A 20,616-nucleotide genomic window follows, 5' to 3' on the forward strand; every position below is an offset into this window, starting at 1 on the left:
ATCAACTAATTTCTTTAGTTATTTTTATTTCTCTTGCTACTCGAACCAATAATTAGGTTGGACTTTCACGTTTACCCATATTATTTCTTATTCAATTTTTCTAAATAAATATTCAAGTTATTCTCCAACAATGGATAATCGTTTAAAAACAAACTGTACAACTCCTGAACCTTGTCAGGATCATTTGCTTTACAATTAGCTTCTAACTCTACTATAAGGTTACGCATCCCATTCGCCTTAAGCATAGCAAAACCAGCCTTAAGTTTATGTGCAGAAAAAGCAATTTCTACTAAGTTATTTGTTTTAAGATGAATTTTGACATTACCTATAAATTCAAGAACATTGGTCTTAAAAAGTTTAATCAGTTCATTTAGCATTTCAAGTTCTCCAAAACAATCATTTAAAAGACTATTTAGGTCAACTACGGTGGTTTCCTTAGATTCTATCATTTGTTTTTGAAGTATTGACCCAAACTCCTCAGTTGGGTTATTATCTCTTTTGTTTCTTATTAGAATTGACATTAAATCATTTAAGGTATAAGGCTTTAGTAAAAAATCATTGATACCAATAGATTTACAATCCATACGATCTTGTTCAGTAAAATCAGCACTAAAAGCAACAATTGGTGTATTTCTTATTAGCGAATTCTCATTAGACCTTATAGCTTTAGATACTTCAAATCCGTTTAAATTTGGCATCTTTAAATCCATCAGAATCAGATCTATTTTTTTTGTAGCTAAAATGGTTAACCCATTATTTAAGGTTAGATTGGTATGTACGTTACAGCCCCATTTCGTTAACTGTTCTATTATTAAATGTTGATTCATTAAATTATCTTCGAATACCATTATTTCAGTACCCTCTAATAGCTTCTTTGCTTTCTTAACATCAAAATTCATAGCCTTTTTTTTAGGTAGCTTTTTTAGTTCACCTTTAGAAAAAGGCAACGTAAAAGAAACAGTAGTTCCTTTACCTACAACACTACGAATTTCTATTTCACCATGTTGCCTTTCAATAATTTCTTTGGTAATAGACAAACCCAATCCAGTGCCACCATATTTAATGTAAGTGTCTTTATCGGCTTGAGAATAGCGTTCAAATAAGGAATTTATCTTTTCTTTAGAAATACCAATACCAGTATCAAGAACAGAGAATTCTAACAAATAGCCATTCTCATTAACCTCTTTAACAAAGACACCCAACTTTATAAACCCAAGATCAACAAATTTGATAGAGTTACTAACTAGATTTAAAATTACTTGCGAAAGTTTTGATGGATCGCCTTTTATTACCTTAGGTACATTCTCATCGATATCAATAATAAGCTTTACTTGGCTATCAACTAGTAATGTCTCACACAAGTACATGACATCATTAAGTAAACCATGTAACTTAAAATCTATAGATTCAAAACTTGTATTACCTAAAGATATATTTGAATAGTCTAAAACTTCATTAATTAACTTTAATAAGGTATTCGAAGCAAATTGAATAGCTTGAACTTTTTTATGCTGGCTCGTAGTAAGTCTTTCTTCCTTAAGAAGATTTGCAAAACCAATTATACTGTTTAAAGGAGTTCGTATTTCATGACTTACATGAGTAATAAATTCCTTTTGGGATACTTCCTGTTTATTCACAACCATAGGCCCCTCTTTTTTAGGAGAATAACTGTAATGGCTTGGACTATAAATTTGATTTTCTAAACTAGATTTAAAGGTATTAAATGTTTTCTTTAAAACCTTAGCTTCATCAGCACTTAATTCCTCAAAAGAGAACTCACTCACAGAGCGCTCTAGCTGAGCTAATTGATCAAGTAAATCTGTAGTTCTTGAAATTGACATAAAATGCTATTCTTTAATTATTTGTCTAATTTTGTTTAAGAGATTTTAAAAATGCACCATTATAAACGTGACAACAATAAAATGTTTTCAAGGGTTGGATATTTGTTGTAAATACCCTTAAATTGTAGGTCAAAAACTATCTTATGAAGCAGTTTATCCATTTATTTTGTTTTATCGTTGTATTCTCTTGTGCTGAAAAAAAGGAAAAATCAACTGAAACAATACTTGAAAAAGCCAAAAGAATACATGAAAATATTATTACAATTGACACTCATAATGACATCAATGTCAACAACTTTACTGATAGTATTAATTACACACAAAACCTAGAAACTCAGGTGAACTTACCGAAAATGAAAGAGGGTGGTTTAGACGTTTCTTGGCTAATTGTTTATACAGGTCAAGATACACTTACAGAGACTGGTTATGCTAAAGCAAAAGATAATGCCATGCAGAAGTTTAAAGCTATTCATAAGCTTTGTGAGGAAATAGCGCCCGATCAACTAGGAATCGCATTAACTTCTACTGATGTGAGGAATATTATCGCCTCTGGTAAGAAAGTGGCAATGATTGGCGTAGAAAATGCATACCCTATTGGTATAGACATGAGCCAGTTTAAAACATACTTCGATTTGGGCGCTCGTTATATCTCATTGGCACATAATGGTCATAGTCAATTTTCAGATTCAAACACCGGAGAGGCCGACAACAAATGGTTACATAATGGATTAAGTGAGATAGGCAAAGAAGCTGTAATTGAGATGAATAGACTTGGAATCATGATAGATGTTTCTCACCCTTCAAAAGAAGCAATGAAACAAATAATTTCACTTTCCAAAGCACCTATAATTGCATCGCACTCTTCAGCTAGAGCATTATGTAATCATAGTAGAAACCTAGATGACGAACAATTAATGATGATGCAAGAAAATGGAGGTGTTGTTCAAACAGTTGCGTTTAGCTCCTATTTAAATACCGAAAAACATGATGCAAGATCGGCATATATGAAGTTAATTTATCAACAGGTAGCAGATTCATTAGGCATTGATTGGCATGAGCGTTCGCAATTCTCAAGTCTAAACGATACACAGAAAGAGGCATTTATGGAGAATTATCCTAAAGTTCTGAAGCTTGGTAAAGAACTAGTAAAAAATAAAAAAGATGCACCCGAAGAAGTTAATGTTTCCGATTTTATAGACCACATAGACTATATGGTCAAATTAATTGGTATAGACCATGTTGGTATTTCATCAGATTTTGATGGTGGTGGTGGTATCGAAGGATGGAACGATGCATCCGAAACCTTTAATGTAACACTAGAACTAGTTGAACGTGGATACACAAAAGAAGAAATCACTAAATTATGGGGTGGCAATTTATTGAGAGTATTAGATGAAGTACAGGCTATAGCCAAAAATTTAGGGGATAGTTAATCTTCTTCTCCCAAAGCAGCTAAACGGTCCTTTACAAATTCGATTTTAGTTTTACCATGTGGTTTAGGTTTTCCATTCTCACCTAAATTTACCATAATGATATTATCTACTGTTACAATCGTTTCATGGTTCATCTTATTACGTACCTCACAATTCAATGTTAACGATGTTTTGCCAAACTTAACAACCTCAATACCAATCTCAATAACGTCACCTTGTTTGGCAGCACTCATGAAGTTTATTTCTGACATATACTTTGTAACAATTTTCCCGTTTTCAAGTTGAACAATGGTATATAATGCAGCTTCCTCATCTATCCAAGCTAATAATCTGCCTCCAAACAATGTTCCATTTGAGTTTAAATCTCCAGGCTTAACTAATTTTCTAGTATGAAATCTCATAATCTTGAATTTTGGTAATATACATTACAAAGTTATACCGAATATTAAGATTTATACGACTTTTTGGAATAAGACCTATCGATTTATCAATGCCATTGATTGGGTATTCGTTTAGTTCCATTTTAATAAAATGTACCTGAGGTAACTACTATTTTCTTAGTTACAACACGCATTATTAGAGACTATACCTCCTTTGTTAATAACAGGTTAAAAACTAATTACGGGCTCATAATATAAGCTTACTCTAATATGTACCTTTAAAAAAATCATAGAAAACATGGACAGAACACAGAAATTACTTTCGATACGACCAATAATTTCTTCAGCCAAAATAGTTCCGAACATGACAGAAGAAGAACGTTTTCAAAATCAAGTTTTACGTCCAATATTAAAATTACAAAACGATTTATTATTGGCTTCTTTTAAGAATTATATTAAAAAAATGAAGAATATGTTTTATGAGCTTAAGCTCGAAAAGCGTATGAATTACATTACTAAATCAATTCAAAAAGATATTAAATTTCGCAACTCTTTAAAAGGGATGATTACAGGTCAATTCACCATTGAAGAATATGAGCTTTACATTCAAAATTCTTCAGCATTAAATAAGCGAATGATGAACATGGTTATTAAACGCCTACAAGATCAAATTCAATACTTTGAGAAATTCGAACTAGTCTAGTAATGATTCTCCATTTAAATTTGTAGTTAAAATACTGCTCATCAAATTAAAATAAGGTTTTATTAATTTAAAACTTTCATCTATTTGGGCAGCGAAATCAATTGACAAAACCTCTTTATCTGTAAATTTTCGTATAAAAATAAATTGCTTTTTTCTAATAAATTCTATGTTTGGGTCATCCTTATCAAAACCTTTTGGAGCCGTTTTCAACTCCTCGCCTTCTAAGGCACCCCATACTTTTTTAAACGCATCATTTTCGATAATAGCTACCAATTCAGTAACATCTATCTCCCACTCTTTTCGAATTCGTAACAAATCCTCTTTTTCTGGATTCCAAAAACCTGTAGCAATAAAACTATTGCCAGGCTCTATTTGCAAGTAATAACCACCGCGTCGATGGCTACCTGCTCTAGTAAAAGAAGCCGAAAAATTACTTTTATACGGGGTTTTATTTTTGGAGAAACGTACATCCCTATATATTCTAAAAACCTTTAAACGCTCAATTTCGTCATGAGACTTTAGTTTTTCAAGCACGTAATTAAAAAAGCCTTTAACCTTTTCAGACTCTGTAGAAAAGCCGGTTTTATGTTCGGCGAACCATTCTCTATTATTGTTTTTTTTAAGGGAGTTTAAAAATTGGAAGGTACTCTTTGTAATATTAGTTTCTAACATACGACCTAGCTCTTGTGATTTTAAGCTAAAGTTAACCAATAGAAGGGAAGTACTTTTAGTTAATTGGTTAATTTTGACTAACTAATGTAGAACCATGGACCATCGATCAATAATCGACAAAATAAACGCTCACAAAAAACAGCCTAACCTTAGATTTCGGTTAAAAAGAAATGTAGAAAAATTCACAGACCTTCTTTTTTATACCCTCTTCGATATAGAAACCCCTGTTGCAGACAATTTAGGTAAACTTCAAGCCCAATTTGATGAGCTTGTAGATTTAGCTTGCTGGAAGAGTGAAAAGCCTTGCAAGAAAGTTTGGGAGAATTATGTAGAAAAACTACCGCAAGTTTTAGAAAGCCTAAACCTAGATGCTGAAGCAACAGTGAATTGTGATCCAGCTTCATTATCTATTGAGGAAGTTTATATGGCCTATCCGGGGTTTTACGCCATATCCGTATATCGTTTGGCACATGAACTATATAAATCCGGATTTCCACTTGTACCCAGGCTAATGACCGAATATGCTCATAGACAAACTGGGGTAGATATTAATCCTGGAGCAAAAATTGGTAAATCATTCCATATCGACCATGGTACCGGTGTAGTAATTGGTGAAACTGCAGTGATAAAGAATGATGTAAAAATATATCAAGGTGTAACCCTTGGTGGTCTTTTTGTTGCAAAGAACCTTCAAAAAACAAAACGTCATCCTACTATAGAGAATAACGTTACCATTTATGCCAATGCGACTATTCTAGGAGGAGATACTATTATTGGGGCAAATAGTGTAATAGGTGGAAATGCATGGATAACAGCATCTGTACCTCCTAATTCAACTGTATTTCATACCCCTGATATTAAAATTAAAACCTTACCTAATGTCTAATTCTATACTTTCCCTTATTGGTAATACCCCTTTGGTAAAATCAAGAGTTATTAACACGAACCCAAATGTTTCGTTATATTTTAAATTAGAGGGTCACAACCCTGGCGGTAGCGTTAAAGACCGTGCAGCATACAATATGATTAAAACTGGAATTGAACGTGGAGATTTCGGTACTAATGATAAACTTATTGAAGCTACAAGTGGCAATACGGGTATTGCTTTAGCTATGATAGCGGGTATTTACGGTTTAGACATTGAGCTGGTAATGCCTGAAAACGCTACCGTAGAGCGCGTACAAACAATGCGTGCCTATGGTGCTAAAGTAACTTTAACTTCTAAGGAAGTCGGTATAGAAGGTGCGCGAGATTATGCAGAAAGTAAAGTTTCCAAAGAAGGTTACATAATGATGAACCAATTTGGAAACCCAGATAATTGGAAAGCACATTACAAAACTACAGGCCCCGAAATATGGAATGATACAGAAGGCAAAATAACTCATTTTGTTTCTTCTATGGGAACCACTGGCACTATAATGGGTACTTCCACCTTTTTGAAAGAAAAGAACACTGATATTCAAATAATAGGTGTACAACCTTGTGATAATGCGAGTATACCCGGTATACGTAAATGGCCAAAAGAATATTTACCCAAAATTTTTGATGCTAAAAAAGTAGATAGAATTATGGAAGTTAATGAAGAAGAAGCTAAATCAATGGCAAAAAGACTTGCCAAAGAAGAAGGAATTTTTTCTGGAATGAGTAGTGGCGGAGCTGCTACCGTTGCTTTACGCTTAGCTAGAGAATTAGATCATGGTGTAATTGTTTCAATAGTCTGTGATCGAGGAGATCGCTACCTTTCATCTAATCTATTTGATTAATAATTCTTAACCGTTTAATATACAAATAGAGCCAAATTTAAGCTCTCATATTATTGAAAGTTCTATCAAATAATCATCTTTATAAATAGGTGGAAATAAACGAAAACCTACAACCACTTTTTCTTTTTGAAGTAAAACATCATTCCAATAATAAGAACAATCATAACAGCCCAAACATAGTAGTATCCATATTTAGCATGTAATTCGGGCATGTGATCAAAGTTCATTCCATAAATACCTGCAATAAAAGTTAGTGGAATAAATATTGAGGCCATAATGGTTAAAACTTTCATTACCTCATTCATTTTATTACTCATATTGCTCATGTACATCTCCATTAAACTCATAGACATTTCGCGGTAAATCTGTAAACTCTCATTTATTTCAACCGTATGATCGTGTACATCTCTTAGAAAGAGTTTAGTATCTTTTGTAATTAAAGGGTTTTCCGAATCTATTAATCTACTAATCAATTCTTTTACAGGGTAGATCCATCTTCTTATCTTAAGTACTTCTTTTTTTAACTGCTGAATATTCTTTGCAACGATAGGCTCAGGATTGTTGTAAACCTCTTCTTCCAAACTTTCGATTCTATTGTTTAAATTCTCGATTGCTAAAAAGTAATTATCTACTATAGCATCTAATAACGCGAAGAACAAATAATCGCCTCCTCTTACTCTAATACGACCAAGTTTACCGGTTATACGATCTCTTAATCCATTAAAAACATCTGCCTTGACTTCTTGAAAGACTAAAACTGTATTCTCGAGCAGCACAAGTGCAATATGCTCCCCTATTATTTCATCTTCCTCAGATATATATAGCATTCTGAAAACAGCGAAAATATAATCATCATATTCATCAATTTTCGGGCGCTGTTCTGTATTTACAATATCCTCTAACACTAAAGGATTCAAATTAAAATGTTTGCCAATACGTTCTATGAAAGGTTCATCAGAAATACCGACAACATTTACCCATGAAATCTTATTTCTCCTATCTTCTTTTATAAATTCATCGAGATCAATAAACTCTTTGGTTTCAAAATTATCGGCATCGTAGGTCGTACTATAAATAATGCTGTCACCTGGTTCTTTATCGCCCATATAACTAATGGTGCCAGGTGCCTTACCCATTTTGTTCTGTTGACGAGACTTCCTCTTCTTTCTCTTTGGGAAGTTTAGTTTTTTGTTTGAAGCCATAAATGATTTTTTTTATATAATAAAACTCCTTTCTAACTATTAAAATTTAGCTTGTTTAAGAGTAAACCAGATCCAGGTGCAATTGTATTTAACTTAAAAAGAGAGCCAGGTTCCAACGATAATTTAATTTGATTTAAGGTAACTTCACTTTTACCCAATTGTACTAACACACCCATAATCATACGTATTTGATAACGCATAAAACCTTTCCCTTTAATTTTCAATATATAACTGTTTTCAGGAAAAAAATTAGCCGTTAAAACATCATTTTTCTCAATGCAGCAAGATTCAATGGTTCTAACTGTTTTAGTATTTGGCTTAAGACTTGCCGTGTATATTGAAAAATCATGCCTGCCCACAAATAATTCAGCACCTTGTTTCATGATTTCTAAATTAAGATCCTCTATATAATTTGTTATAAAAGGTGCACTGAAAGGATGATTTTTACATCCGAAAGAAAAGAAATAAAAATACTCTTTGGTTTTACTATCCTTGATTATGTTGAAATTTCGACTTACCGGTTCTATGGAGAGCAACCGAATATCAGAAGGTAAATTTTTATTAAATTCTATAATAAAGTTTTCTAAATCTTGTAATTCCTCTTCTAAAAAAAGTTCGAACGCACCATCTAAAGAAGAAACTTTGGCATCTGTTCTTCCAGCCCCTAATATCTTATAACTTCTATTGGGATATAAAAATTCAAACGTTTTGTTCAACATACCAACTATAGTACGTTGTTTAGGCTGTATTTGCCATCCACTATATCTAAATCCTAAATACTGTAACCGTACCAAATAGCAAAAACCTTGAATCTTCATGATGGTAAAAATAAATACAATACATGTAACCTTGTGTATATTATTAAAATACTCTTATGTTCATCCTTTTTTTATAAATTAGAGATTTAGGATTGTAATAAACTATAGGTAGTGTTTTAGTTGATATAATTAAGTAGTTTTAAGTACTGTAATTGTTAACCTTATAATCAAAAATAGTAATGTTTTTTTTAAGAAATAATCCTACTAAAGTTTTAATTACATAGGTTTTAAGAGATTGGACAACAAAATATACCTTTTGTCGAATTGTTTAAAATAAAGAGAATTCTTGCTCGTTCTTGAAGTAAAAAATAATGGTTTTCCAAGACCATTAAATCTAAATTAATATGAATTTTATTAAAAATATACTAACATGGAAACGCACATTAATTTTATCTGTTGGTATATTGGCATTATTAAACATTTTTAGTTTTTACGGGCTTTACACAAACAAGTTTTATTTCTTTAAAATTGACAATTACATATTTCCTTTACTATCAATCGTACATTTTATTTTTCTATACGTTTTATGGTTTAAGATAAAGGAAGATGAATTGAGCGATCCACCAATGCGCACACTTGAGTATTTACTATACATTATCTCGTTGGTTTATGTTTACAAACTTGTAGAAACCATAATCATTCTATTAAGTTACAATAGCTTCGACAATCACTTAATACCCAGCACTTTTTTACCATTAGGATATTTTATATTACTACTTTACATTTCACTCTTAATCGTTACATACTTAGCTATAGATTACAGAAAAAAAATAGTAGGAACATATCTTTTTGATGATATGAATCAGCATGTTGATCATTGGAAATAATCCAATAAACAAAAGCCCTTTCATAATTGAGAGGGCTTTTTGTTTATATACAAATATGATGTATTAAATACCATTTAAGAAGCTACTGTATAGGTCTTTAAATTCATAACCATCAGTAAAACGTTGCTTGTTCAACTTTTTGTAGGATACCAAGCCCCACAATAACAATTCTTTCAAGAAATAAACATCTTTTTCTGGGTACTCTGGCTGATGGTCCTTGATCAATTGATTTAAAGCAGGTATACTGTCTAAAGCACGTTTGTATTCTTCATCAGTGAAATCATCCAACAACTCAAATCCCTCACCTTGAAAAAACCAATGCAATAACTCGTCATACACGGTTTCTTCGTCTTTACGTTCTAATTTATTGATTTTCGGAAAGTACTTTGGAAACAATGATTTTACGGCATCATCGATTAAGATTTCTGCAACACCGTCAGCTCCCTCCTGCTCTCCTTCATACACCAATTCTATTTTACCGGTTATTGCTGGTATAATTCCCGCAAAATCACTTAAACGAACCATAGTTTTATCTGCACCGTTTAATAATGTCCTACGTTCTGCTGTGCTTAATAAATTTTCAAATGCTGTTATACTGGTGCGCGCACTCACTCCACTTTTTGCATCGACATATTCGCTCTCGCGTGCTTCGAAACTTACTTGTTCCAATAAATCCTTGGCCAAATCGGGTACATATATACTTTCTAATTGTCTGGCATCTAATTTAGCTTCTTGCTCGGTAATTTTGCGTGCCGTTTCGATATCGTCTGGGTAATGTGTTAAAATTTGCGACCCTATTCTATCTTTCAATGGCGTTACAATACTTCCCCTATTCGTATAGTCTTCAGGGTTTGCCGTAAAAATGAATTGAAGGTCTAAAGGCAACCGAAGTTTAAAACCACGAATTTGAATATCACCCTCTTGTAAAATATTAAAGAGTGAAACTTGTATTCTGGCCTGCAAATCAGGTAGTTCGTTAATAACAAAAATACAGCGGTTTGCACGCGGTATCATTCCAAAGTGAATCACTCTATCATCGGCATATGATAATCTTAAATTTGCAGCTTTAATAGGGTCTACATCTCCAATTAAATCGGCAACAGTAACATCTGGTGTGGCCAATTTTTCATAGAATCGGTCATCTCTATGTAACCATGAAATCGGAGTATCTTCCCCCTTTTCCGCAATAAGCTCTAAGGCATATCGCGACATAGGTAATAACGGATCATCATTAATTTCTGAACCATCGACAACAGGTATCCATTCATCCAACAGATTCACCATCAATCTGGCTAGACGTGTTTTTGCCTGTCCTCTCAAGCCTAAAAGATTGATATTATGTCGCGAAAGAATTGCACGTTCCAATTCTGGAATTACCGAATCTTCATACCCCCAAACACCTATAAAACTATCTTTACCGGCTTTTATATTATCGCGAAGATTATCGCGAAGTTCATCCTTAATTTTTTTTGTTTGATATCCGGCCTTTACTAACTGACCTAATGTTTTTATTTCTGTATGCTTCAATTTCATATATTTTTTTAATCAAATGGTAATAAATCTGGTTCTTGATATTCTATTTTGGCTTTTTCCGAATTAAAAATATCAAACCCATAGTGCGTATTCATCAAATCTTTAAAGTTATGTTTCAATCTTGGGAATTCAAGAATAAAATCCTTAAAAGTATCCGATTCAGATCTTAACATAAAATGATATACTGTTTTTATGCCAGCTATGGTCAATGTCTTATTGTATTTATGGCCAGCTCCTAAAAGTTTTACAAATGCCAACAACTGATTGTGAATATGCTCCTCTGCCTTTGCAACACCGTATCTATTTATTTGTAGCCAGGCAAGTCTCAAATGCGCTTCATGATCGAACAATGCTGCATTAAAAACCCCCGTTTTAAACTGCTCTTCAAATTCTAAATCATTTAAGTTGTAATGTGTATTCATTAGCGGTTTATAATTGCTATTCTATAATCTGTACTAGCTTTCTATTTTGGTTTTAAAATTGAAATATTTCTAAATAGCCAATACTTTGTAATAAATAATAAATACTATTTAAGCCGCTTCTTTCTGTTCGCCTCATAATCTTCAAAAATCATTTCCCCTAAACCTTTAAGTCCGGTGAAAAAAGCCTTGCCTTTATTGGCTTCCGTAAAATGACGTATAAATTGCATTAAATAAGGATCTTGTGCAATCATAAAGGTTGTAATGGGTATATGCAACTTTCGCGCCTCCCTCGCTTTATTATAACATTTTTCTACAATAAAATCATCAAGCCCCACACTGTTCTTATAATACGTACCATCGGGCATGCGCAGGCAACTAGGCTTACCATCGGTAATCATAAAAATCTGTTTATTGGTATTTCTTTTTCTACGCAACATGTCCATTGCTAACTGTAAACCGGAAACGGTATTGGTATGGTAAGGTCCCACTTTTAAATAGGGCAGATCTTTAATAGGAATTGGCCATGCATCGTTACCAAAAACCAATATATCTAAAGTGTCTTTAGGGTAACGGGTAGTAATAAGTTCTGCCAATGCCATCGCCACTTTTTTTGCTGGTGTAATACGATCTTCACCATATAATATCATACTATGGCTAATATCGATCATTAGCACGGTGCTCATCTGCGCTTTATATTGCGTGTCTTCAACAACCAAATCTTCTTCGCTAAGCTGAAAACTGCCCATACCATGATTTATTTGGGCATTTTTAAGGCTCTCGGTCATAGAAATGTTATCAAGGCCATCACCATAACGGTATTCTCTAAAATCGCCAGTATGTTCATCACTCTGTCCAGATTTACCTGTTTTATGGTTGCCGGTACCGCTGCGTTTCAGTTTACCGAAAATTTGGTCTAATGCACGCTGACGAATAATACGTTCCATTTTAGCCGTAATCGAAATATCACCGCCCTTACCTTCTTCACCTTTATCGCCGTCACCACCGCCATCTTCATACTCTTCACGTATATAACCTTTCTGCTTTAATTCCTCAATAAAATCTTCAATCGTATAATCTTCGGTGGTTAGTTCATATTCCTTGTCCAATTCTTGTAGCCAATCAATGGCTTCGTCAAAATCGCCAGAAGTATGTATAATCAGTTCTTGAAAAATATCAAAAAGCTTATCAAAAATAGATTGTTCGGGAGCTTCATATTTTTGAAATCGATACCCTTTTCTTACATTCATAGTCATACTATAAAATTAACACATTTCAATTGGATGCCCGTCGTATTTATAAAATGTTAACGTTATTGTTTAATATTTTAGGTAGATTTAAATTATATATAAATCGGTAAACACGCAAAGAAGAAATAAACCTATTCTAACTAATAAATGGCTACCTAAAATGGCCGAATTGAACATTATAAAAAAAAGAGCCATCAACGAACAGCCATTAACAATCAAACAAATAAAAGGGTTTATAGATACGCCACCGATTTGGGAGCAAACGCAGTATGGAATAGAGCAGTTTAAATTTCCAATAATCGATTTGTCCGACTTCACAACCATTCCCATTCCAGAAAATTTGCGCCTGGGGCATCAAATAGAATATGCCTGTAAGCAACTATTAGAAATTTCGGAACAGTATAAAGTGCTTGTTTATAACCTACCTATTCGTGAAGAAAAGCAGACTTTAGGTGAAATAGATTTTATACTGAAGGATGTTGTTACCGAACAAATTATACATGTAGAACTCACCTTTAAATTCTATATTATAAATACGGATATTGTTGAACCCTTGCACCAATTGATAGGCCCCAACAAACGTGATTCATTTTTCATGAAAATGGAAAAAATAAAGAACAGGCAATTTACTTTATTACATTCCACCGCTGGTATAAAAGCATTGGCCGATAAGGGCATATCTATTACCGGCTTAGTACATCAAACCTGTTTTAAGGCACAACTCTTTAAACCTTATACAGTCAAGACGCTACAAATGGACCCGCTAAACGAAAAATGTGTTGTTGGGTATTGGTTACGATTACCCGACTTTACAACCGAAGCATTTACAGCCTACCAATTTTATATACCCAATAAAAGGCAATGGGTTTTAAACCCCATTTCTACTTCTGAATGGACTTCGCATGCGAATACGTTATTATATATAGAACAACAGCTACTTAAACAAAATTCACCTATGGTTTGGATGAAAAGAAGTGACACCGAGTTTGAAAAGTTTTTTATGGTGTGGTGGTGATGGAAAAGTATAAAAATTTTAAAATAAAAGAAATAGATTATATTTTTTTGGTTGATAACTGCTAAAAAGCAGATTTTTTCTACGGGTATGAATAGGTTGCTTTTGATGAAAACATATAAGCTGGATATAGCATTTGTTGATATCCCTTTGTTAGCAAACATTAAAACCTCAATTCACATGGAATCCTTAACCGAAAATCCATATTCCTCGAAAATCATTCTAACCATAATTGCTGTTGTGGTTAAATTAGCTTTAGATGCTATAATGCAAGCCTTTTTTAATGTTAAGCCAGAGGATTTCGAAAATGATAACAAGGAATATGCAGTAATCATGTTAACCCACCTTTCCGACTTGCTACTTAACATCAGAAAAGATTTATACTCGAAAAAGACCAACTTAAAAAGAAGTGAAATGTTAGAATTTATGATAAATGATATTAAGAAACATCAGAACAGAATAAGTAATTATAAATAAAACATTTGCTAAAAACACCTATAATTACTTGCGGGCAGATTTTCCATTCGGAAAATCCACGCATATCCAATATGTTTAGTTTGAGAGCCAAAATCCTGTTGGATTTCACACCGCAACAAATCATAGATAAACGTTGTTAATCATTGTGAAAAAGTCAAAAACCCAATAATTTAAATGGAAAGTAAAAACTTGAATTTGATTCTTGGAATTGTTTCCACATTCGTATTTACTGGACTACTCATGGACTAAGAACCTTTTAATTATAGAGGATTGCGAATTGACATTCGCAATCCTAGAATGATATTTTTACTGATTGCAGTCATAAATTTCGCTAGTTATATTGGTTTGAAAAAAAGTACTGATTTAATTCAATTTCTAAATTATTAAGTTAAAAAGAATTGTGAAAACTTAAATTTTAGCTGAAAATTACTGAACAAGACGGATAAAAACATTTGGTATCCTTTACAAAATAATTTATTAGGATAGCATTAAATAGAAGAATAAAGCGTAATAAAAAATTAAAACCAAGTATAAACAACGAAATGGTTACAACGTATAGCTCATGGCGGTCGAAATTTCGATATGAAAATTCTAGCCTGATTTGGTAACTTAGGGCTACAGTGGAAAAGTCCGTTGGACATTTTCCACAACGGAGCCATATATTAACCGTTTAAAAACCATTCAAATCCCTATAAATTAACCGCCATGAAAACCAAAAAACTATATCAACTCAGTTATCTTTTCATTTTACTAATCACCACTATTGCAAATGGACAAATCTATGGCCGTAATGGTATGGTAGTATCGAGCAGTGAAATTGCTTCGGAGGTAGGCGTTGATATACTTGAAAAAGGTGGTAACGCCATTGATGCCTCCGTGGCTACGGCATTTGTTTTGGCGGTAACACACCCTTCCGCAGGAAATATTGGCGGTGGCGGTTTTTTGGTCTTTATGGATGCCAGTGGAAATGCCACCACGATCGACTTTCGGGAAAAGGCACCGCTAGCGTCATCGCCGACCCTATTTTTAGATGGCGCAGGCAACCTACCCGAGGGTAAGAATCTATACGGAATGGAATCTACCGCAAACCACATTGGAGCGAAGTCTGTTGGCGTGCCAGGAACCGTTGCGGGTATGTATATGGCACATCAAAAATATGGCTTGTTACCCTGGGCCGATTTGGTACAACCGGCCATAGATATTGCTACTAACGGATTTCCATTGACATACAGCCTTTATGAAGCAGAGACCTTTTTTAGCGCCAACTCCCCTATTCCATTTCTACAGGAGTATTTTAAAAAGGATAATGGGGATTTTACCGAGTTTGGGGAACTTTGGAAACAACCGGAACTGGCCCAGACCTTAATTGAAATTCGTGATTACGGTCAGGATGGATTCTATAAAGGAAAAGTCGCCAAAGAAATTGTACGGTACATGAAGGAGAAAGGGGGTATCATCACCATGGATGACCTAAAAAAATATAATGCAGTGGAACGTAATCCCATAAAAGGCACTTTTAATGGTTATGATATTTACTCCATGCCACCGCCCAGTTCTGGCGGTGTGGCTTTAGTGGAAATGATGAACCTTATGGAATTGGCCGATTTAAAAACCATTGAATTCAATTCTACAGAATACGTGCATCTAGTTGCCGAAGTGATGCGCAGGGCTTTTGCGGACCGTGCAGAATTTATGGGCGATGCCGATTTTAACGAAAACCTTCCGTTAGATAAACTCACCTCCAAAGCATTTGCGAATAAACGATTCGAAAATATTGATATGACCAAGGCATCGGTCAGTGATTCCACCAAATTTGGGCAACTATACGATGGTAGCAGCACCACACACTTTTCGGTTGCGGATGCACAAGGCAATGCGGTATCCGTTACATACACGTTGGAACATAGCTATGGTTCTGGGATGGGTTCCAAAAAATTGGGCTTTATTTTCAATAACGAAATGGGCGATTTTAACCCAATACCAGGCGTAACCACTACGGACGGACTCATTGGTACGGACCCTAATTTAATTCAGCCTGAAAAACGAATGCTATCCAGCATGACGCCTACTATTGTGGCTAAAGATGGCAAACCGTATTTAATTATCGGCAGTCCGGGTGGGCGGACCATTATAAACACCGTTTTTCAGACGGTACTCAATGTTTTAGCTTATGATATGCGGGTAGACAAGGCCATTGAGGCAATGAAAATTCACCACCAGTGGTTACCAAATACCATAGAATATGAGAACGGACTTCTTTCACCAGACACCATAAAGAACTTACAAGCCATGGGGCATACCCTGGAAGCCACCAATGTACTAGGGGAACTGATGGGGATTCAAATAGATACCGAAAACAAAATTCTAATTGGCGCATCCGATTCTTCTAGCCCAGATGGCGCTGCGGTGGGGTATTAAATTGATATTTTAATTTATTCAGAATATTTAGTTTTGTCACTATAAAACAAGTTAGATGGTGCGAAAAGTACAAGAAATAACCGCTGAAGAAACTTGGCCTATTCGCCAAATAGTTATGTGGCCCAATAAACCTTTGAATTTTATAAAACTAAATAGTGATTTTGAGGGAAGACATTTTGGGTTGTTTTTGGATGAAACCTTGGTATCGGTAATTTCTTTGTTCACTGAAAATAGTATAGCCCAGTTTCGAAAATTTGCTACCCTACAAGAATACCAAGGTCAAGGTATAGGGAGCCAATTACTTACAGAAATTATGCAAGTAGCCGAAAAGGAAAGAGTACTAAAAATTTGGTGCAATGCCCGAAAAGAAAAAACGAATTACTACGCCAAATTTGGTTTAAAAGAAACAGCGATAACATTTAGTAAAGAGGGTTTTGATTATATAGTAATGGAAAAAATACTTTAAAACCACCTATGACAATGGAATACGACCATATCACAGCTTTGCATTACGCCGCTTACAGGCCTTCTTTACATACCGAGATTTTAAAATCACATCTAAGTTCTAAACCCTCCTATACTTTGGGATTGGATATTGGTTGTGGTACCGGACGATCCTCTATTTCATTGTCAAATTTTTGTAAAAAAGTAATTGGTGTAGATCCTAGCAAAGAAATGTTAGATAAATCGCTAAACCATTCTCGAATTACCTATAAACTAGCCGATTCTAATGCACTCAATTTTGATAATGATGAATTTGATATCATAACCTTTGCGGGTTCTCTATTCTATGCCAAATCACAAGCTGTGCTTAATGAAACTATAAGGGTGGCTAAGAATAAATGTAAAATAATTATCTATGATTTTGAAATAGTTCTAGAACCGGTTTGCAAACAATTAGGACTTGAAAATGAACCAACACCATCATCTAATTATGACCACCAGATAAACTTTTCTGGGCTTAATGAACAGTTTATAAAGCTGATTATTGAACAAATAAATCAAGTTAAGCTAGATATCGAACCTTCGGACCTAGCCCATTTACTTTTGTCCTCAAAAAATAACTATGCGAGATTGGTTCACAAGTTTGGCATTACTACTATTTATGATAAAACGGTAAAGCAGTTACAGGCTATTTTCACAAATGAAAAGATTTCATTGAATGCAACGACTTACATGACTTCTTATGAAGTGATAAAATAATCTGAAAGTAGTTGCAAGTTATTTTTTCCGCTTCATCAACTCCGCCTCAATATCTTTTAAGGTAAAACCCTTAGCTTGTAAAAGCATTAGATAGTGAAAAAGCAAATCTGCACTTTCATAAAGGAAAAGCGCGTCATTATCATCCATTGCTTCAATAACGGTTTCTACCGCTTCCTCCCCTACTTTTTGGGCTATTTTATTGATCCCTTTTTTGAATAAAGATGCTACATAAGATTTTTCATCATCCGCAGCCGTACGCCTTTGTTCTATTGTTACTTCCAATTCAGAGAAAAACCCGAACTGAGAGTTGTTTTCTTCTTCCCAACAAGTATCGGTTCCTTTATGGCACGTTGGGCCTACTGGGTTTACTGAAATAAGTAATGAATCGTTATCACAATCGTTCTTAATGGAAACAAGGTTCAAGAAATTTCCACTTTCTTCACCCTTGGTCCAAAGTCGTTTTTTAGTCCTGCTAAAAAAAGTAACCTTACCGGTTTGTATCGTTTTCTCCAATGAATCTTCATTCATATACCCCAGCATCAGTACATTTTTAGTGTGTGCATCTTGTATGATAGCAGGTACCAGTCCGTCACTCATTTTATCCCAGTTTGGTGTATTAAATTTCATATCTGTACTTATATTTCATTCTTAATTTAATCATGCCCGTTATTCTGCATATATTTCAGAATCACATTATGATGAGCTCAATTTTTATTTAACTCTGAATCTAGTTTAAGGTAACTCCAATTATTTTTTTAACAACCTACAATTATTGAAGCGCGAATTCAACAGCTGCATGCGCATGCTCTTTGGTGGTATCAATAACCACAATATCACAATCTTCTTGCTGAATTAGCAAAGGTATTTCGGTACAACCTAAAATAACACCTTCAGCCCCTTCTTTTTTAGATTTTTTAATGATGTCCAAATATTGTTTTTTAGACGCGTTGGTTATAATGCCTTTAGATAATTCGGAATAGATAATAGTATGCACTATTTCTCGGTCTTCTTTATTCGGTATCAGCACTTCAATTCCAAACTGATGCTTTAAAACATCCTTATAAAAATCGAGTTCCATTGTATATTTGGTTCCCAATAACAACACTTTCTGACAGCCTTTGTCCTTAACTACTTTACCCGCTACTTCTGCTATGTGCAATAGAGGAACGGTGATTTTTTCTTTAATGGCTGGCACGCTTAAATGCATGGTATTGGCACAAATTAAAATAATTTTAGCACCGGCATTTTGTAAACGTACTGCAATATCGGTCATTTCGGTATGTAAAGTATCCCAATCACCTGCTGCTTGTTTTGTTGAAATATCAGCAAAATTTACCGACTCTAGTATGCATTTGCAAGAGCTTTGTCCGCCAAGTTTTTCAGCAACTTTAGAATTCAACAATTGGTAGTACAACTGTGTAGACTGCCAAGTTATACCTCCAATTAAACCTATTTTTTTCATTTCTTAAGCCTTATTCATTACTATTTTCTGTCTAAGCATAAACAATGTGACTTTTCATGTTTCAATCTTTATGACTAAACGCTGTATGACATTTTGCCAAACAGAAAACTAAATACGTACCGGAATACCATTATCTCGTAACTCCATCTTCAATTCTTGAATTCCAATTTCCTTAAAGTGAAAAACACTTGCTGCCAAGGCGGCATCCGCTTTTCCTTCAATAAAAGTATCGGTAAAATGTTGTTTGTTTCCTGCTCCTCCAGAGGCGATGATGGGAATATTCAATTCCGTCGATAATTTAGCCAAAGCCTCATTTGCAAATCCGTCTTTAGTCCCATCATGGTCCATAGAAGTGAATAAAATTTCTCCTGCACCACGTTCCTCCACTTCCTTTGCCCACTCGAACAATTTACGTTCCGTTGGTACTTTACCACCCACTAAGTGAACGATCCATTCTCCAGCAATCTGTTTGGCATCAATGGCAACAACGATACATTGTGAGCCAAATTTTGCGGACAAATCATTGATCAATTGCGGATTTTTTACGGCAGAAGAATTTATAGAAACTTTATCCGCGCCATTTTGAAGTAAAATATCCACATCCTCTACTGAAGATATACCGCCACCAACAGTAAAAGGGATGTTTACTTTCTCCGCTACACGATACACCAACTCGGCCAATGTTTTTCGTTTCTGTTCCGTTGCCGAAATATCCAGGAAAACCAATTCATCAGCACCTTCTTTACTATAGATTTCCGCTAATTCTACTGGATCACCGGCATCGCGCAAATCAACAAAATTGACACCTTTTACGGTTCTTCCATCCTTTATATCCAAACAGGGAATTATTCTTTTTGCTAGCATAGTTTTTCATCACCCTGAACTTGTTTCAGGATCTCATTATTTAGTAATCCAAGGTCTGAATAGTTGGATTTTTCTGTTTGATAAAATTTAATTTCCAATCAAGATGACAATTTTTCAAATGTTTTTCCCTTGAAATGGCCCTATTAATATCTGTAAACTCTTCAAAATAAACTAAATCCACTAGACTATATTTTTTAGTGAATTTTGAACCCTCACCCAATGCATGTTCCAAAATTCTTTTTGATAAACTGGAAGTTACTCCAATATAAAAAGTAATTCGGTACTTATTTGTCTTAATATTTACAAAGCTTTGTTGCATAAGATGTGTGACCCTGAAAC

21 protein-coding genes are annotated in these 20,616 nt (G+C 34.3%); 9 read left to right on the forward strand and 12 right to left on the reverse strand.

Annotated features, from left to right (window positions below):
- Positions 1–80: 80 nt before the first annotated feature.
- Positions 81–1,841: an ATP-binding protein gene (locus tag AACZ49_RS04900; protein WP_339652279.1), complete on the reverse strand. Its 1,761-nt coding sequence runs from the start codon at positions 1,839–1,841 to the stop codon at positions 81–83.
- Positions 1,842–1,984: 143 nt separating this feature from the next.
- On the opposite strand from AACZ49_RS04900, the gene AACZ49_RS04905 reads away from it, so the two are divergent.
- The gene (locus tag AACZ49_RS04905) at positions 1,985–3,274 is read left to right on the forward strand and encodes a dipeptidase (protein WP_339652282.1); all 1,290 of its coding nucleotides are present in this window, start codon (positions 1,985–1,987) and stop codon (positions 3,272–3,274) included.
- Here the strand turns inward: AACZ49_RS04905 and AACZ49_RS04910 are convergent.
- Positions 3,271–3,675: a hotdog domain-containing protein gene (locus AACZ49_RS04910; RefSeq protein ID WP_339652285.1), complete on the reverse strand. Its 405-nt coding sequence runs from the start codon at positions 3,673–3,675 to the stop codon at positions 3,271–3,273. The genes AACZ49_RS04905 and AACZ49_RS04910 overlap by 4 nt on opposite strands.
- A 277-nt stretch (positions 3,676–3,952) precedes the next feature.
- Between AACZ49_RS04910 and AACZ49_RS04915 the strand changes: the two genes are divergently transcribed.
- Entirely contained in the window at positions 3,953–4,357 is a 405-nt protein-coding gene (locus AACZ49_RS04915) for a glyoxalase (RefSeq protein WP_339652287.1), read from the forward strand.
- On the opposite strand, the gene AACZ49_RS04920 is transcribed toward AACZ49_RS04915, so the two are convergent.
- Positions 4,349–5,029: a DUF2461 domain-containing protein gene (locus AACZ49_RS04920; protein ID WP_339652717.1), complete on the reverse strand. Its 681-nt coding sequence runs from the start codon at positions 5,027–5,029 to the stop codon at positions 4,349–4,351. The genes AACZ49_RS04915 and AACZ49_RS04920 overlap by 9 nt on opposite strands.
- 94 nt (positions 5,030–5,123) lie before the next feature.
- Between AACZ49_RS04920 and epsC the strand changes: the two genes are divergently transcribed.
- Together epsC and cysM are read left to right on the forward strand one after the other, a co-directional pair.
- Complete coding sequence (gene epsC / locus AACZ49_RS04925; RefSeq protein ID WP_339652290.1) at positions 5,124–5,915, forward strand: serine O-acetyltransferase EpsC; 792 nt, start codon at positions 5,124–5,126, stop codon at positions 5,913–5,915.
- Positions 5,908–6,792 (forward strand): cysteine synthase CysM, encoded by an 885-nt coding sequence (gene cysM / locus AACZ49_RS04930; protein ID WP_339652293.1) that lies wholly within the window; start codon positions 5,908–5,910, stop codon positions 6,790–6,792. Before epsC ends, cysM begins: the two co-directional genes overlap by 8 nt.
- Positions 6,793–6,899: 107 nt before the next feature.
- Here cysM and corA read toward each other — a convergent pair whose 3' ends face one another.
- The 5 genes from corA to AACZ49_RS04955 form a co-directional block, all read right to left on the reverse strand.
- On the reverse strand, positions 6,900–7,994 hold the full coding sequence (gene corA / locus AACZ49_RS04935) for a magnesium/cobalt transporter CorA (RefSeq protein WP_339652295.1): 1,095 nt from the start codon (positions 7,992–7,994) through the stop codon (positions 6,900–6,902).
- A 32-nt stretch (positions 7,995–8,026) separates the two neighbouring features.
- Positions 8,027–8,812 carry a tRNA pseudouridine(38-40) synthase TruA gene (locus tag AACZ49_RS04940; RefSeq protein WP_339652297.1) on the reverse strand — a complete coding sequence of 262 codons (786 nt, stop codon included), beginning with the start codon at positions 8,810–8,812 and terminating at the stop codon, positions 8,027–8,029.
- Positions 8,813–9,702: 890 nt separating this feature from the next.
- A complete protein-coding gene (locus tag AACZ49_RS04945; protein ID WP_339652299.1) occupies positions 9,703–11,172 on the reverse strand; it encodes a magnesium chelatase in 1,470 nt (489 codons plus the stop codon).
- Positions 11,173–11,180: 8 nt separating this feature from the next.
- The gene (locus tag AACZ49_RS04950; RefSeq protein WP_339652301.1) at positions 11,181–11,594 is read right to left on the reverse strand and encodes a hypothetical protein; all 414 of its coding nucleotides are present in this window, start codon (positions 11,592–11,594) and stop codon (positions 11,181–11,183) included.
- Between the two features lie 104 nt (positions 11,595–11,698).
- A complete protein-coding gene (locus tag AACZ49_RS04955) occupies positions 11,699–12,847 on the reverse strand; it encodes a VWA domain-containing protein (RefSeq protein WP_339652303.1) in 1,149 nt (382 codons plus the stop codon).
- Between the two features lie 163 nt (positions 12,848–13,010).
- Here AACZ49_RS04955 and AACZ49_RS04960 point away from each other — a divergent pair, with 163 nt between their 5' ends.
- The 5 genes from AACZ49_RS04960 to AACZ49_RS04980 all read left to right on the forward strand — a co-directional run bounded on the left by AACZ49_RS04960 (position 13,011) and on the right by AACZ49_RS04980 (position 17,951).
- Positions 13,011–13,856 carry a DUF1853 family protein gene (locus tag AACZ49_RS04960; protein WP_339652305.1) on the forward strand — a complete coding sequence of 282 codons (846 nt, stop codon included), beginning with the start codon at positions 13,011–13,013 and terminating at the stop codon, positions 13,854–13,856.
- A gap of 177 nt (positions 13,857–14,033) precedes the next feature.
- The gene (locus AACZ49_RS04965; RefSeq protein ID WP_339652307.1) at positions 14,034–14,330 is read left to right on the forward strand and encodes a hypothetical protein; all 297 of its coding nucleotides are present in this window, start codon (positions 14,034–14,036) and stop codon (positions 14,328–14,330) included.
- A 705-nt stretch (positions 14,331–15,035) separates the two neighbouring features.
- Positions 15,036–16,748, forward strand: coding sequence for a gamma-glutamyltransferase (gene ggt, locus AACZ49_RS04970; RefSeq protein WP_339652309.1), 1,713 nt, complete (start codon positions 15,036–15,038; stop codon positions 16,746–16,748).
- A 55-nt stretch (positions 16,749–16,803) separates the two neighbouring features.
- Entirely contained in the window at positions 16,804–17,214 is a 411-nt protein-coding gene (locus AACZ49_RS04975; protein ID WP_339652311.1) for a GNAT family N-acetyltransferase, read from the forward strand.
- Between the two features lie 14 nt (positions 17,215–17,228).
- Complete coding sequence (locus AACZ49_RS04980) at positions 17,229–17,951, forward strand: class I SAM-dependent methyltransferase (RefSeq protein WP_339652313.1); 723 nt, start codon at positions 17,229–17,231, stop codon at positions 17,949–17,951.
- 18 nt (positions 17,952–17,969) lie between these two features.
- Here the strand turns inward: AACZ49_RS04980 and hisIE are convergent, their stop codons facing one another.
- From hisIE to AACZ49_RS05000, 4 genes are all read right to left on the reverse strand, one after another.
- Positions 17,970–18,578 carry a bifunctional phosphoribosyl-AMP cyclohydrolase/phosphoribosyl-ATP diphosphatase HisIE gene (gene hisIE / locus AACZ49_RS04985; RefSeq protein ID WP_339652316.1) on the reverse strand — a complete coding sequence of 203 codons (609 nt, stop codon included), beginning with the start codon at positions 18,576–18,578 and terminating at the stop codon, positions 17,970–17,972.
- 142 nt (positions 18,579–18,720) lie between these two features.
- Positions 18,721–19,413, reverse strand: coding sequence for an aspartate/glutamate racemase family protein (locus AACZ49_RS04990; RefSeq protein ID WP_339652319.1), 693 nt, complete (start codon positions 19,411–19,413; stop codon positions 18,721–18,723).
- A gap of 108 nt (positions 19,414–19,521) precedes the next feature.
- The gene (gene hisF / locus AACZ49_RS04995; protein ID WP_339652321.1) at positions 19,522–20,277 is read right to left on the reverse strand and encodes an imidazole glycerol phosphate synthase subunit HisF; all 756 of its coding nucleotides are present in this window, start codon (positions 20,275–20,277) and stop codon (positions 19,522–19,524) included.
- A 40-nt stretch (positions 20,278–20,317) separates the two neighbouring features.
- Positions 20,318–20,596, reverse strand: a complete 279-nt coding sequence (locus AACZ49_RS05000; RefSeq protein ID WP_339652323.1) for a GIY-YIG nuclease family protein — start codon at positions 20,594–20,596, stop codon at positions 20,318–20,320.
- Between the last annotated feature and the right edge of the window lie 20 nt (positions 20,597–20,616).

Origin of the sequence: uncultured Maribacter sp. (assembly GCF_963975365.1) — a bacterium.
GTDB lineage: Bacteria > Bacteroidota > Bacteroidia > Flavobacteriales > Flavobacteriaceae > Maribacter.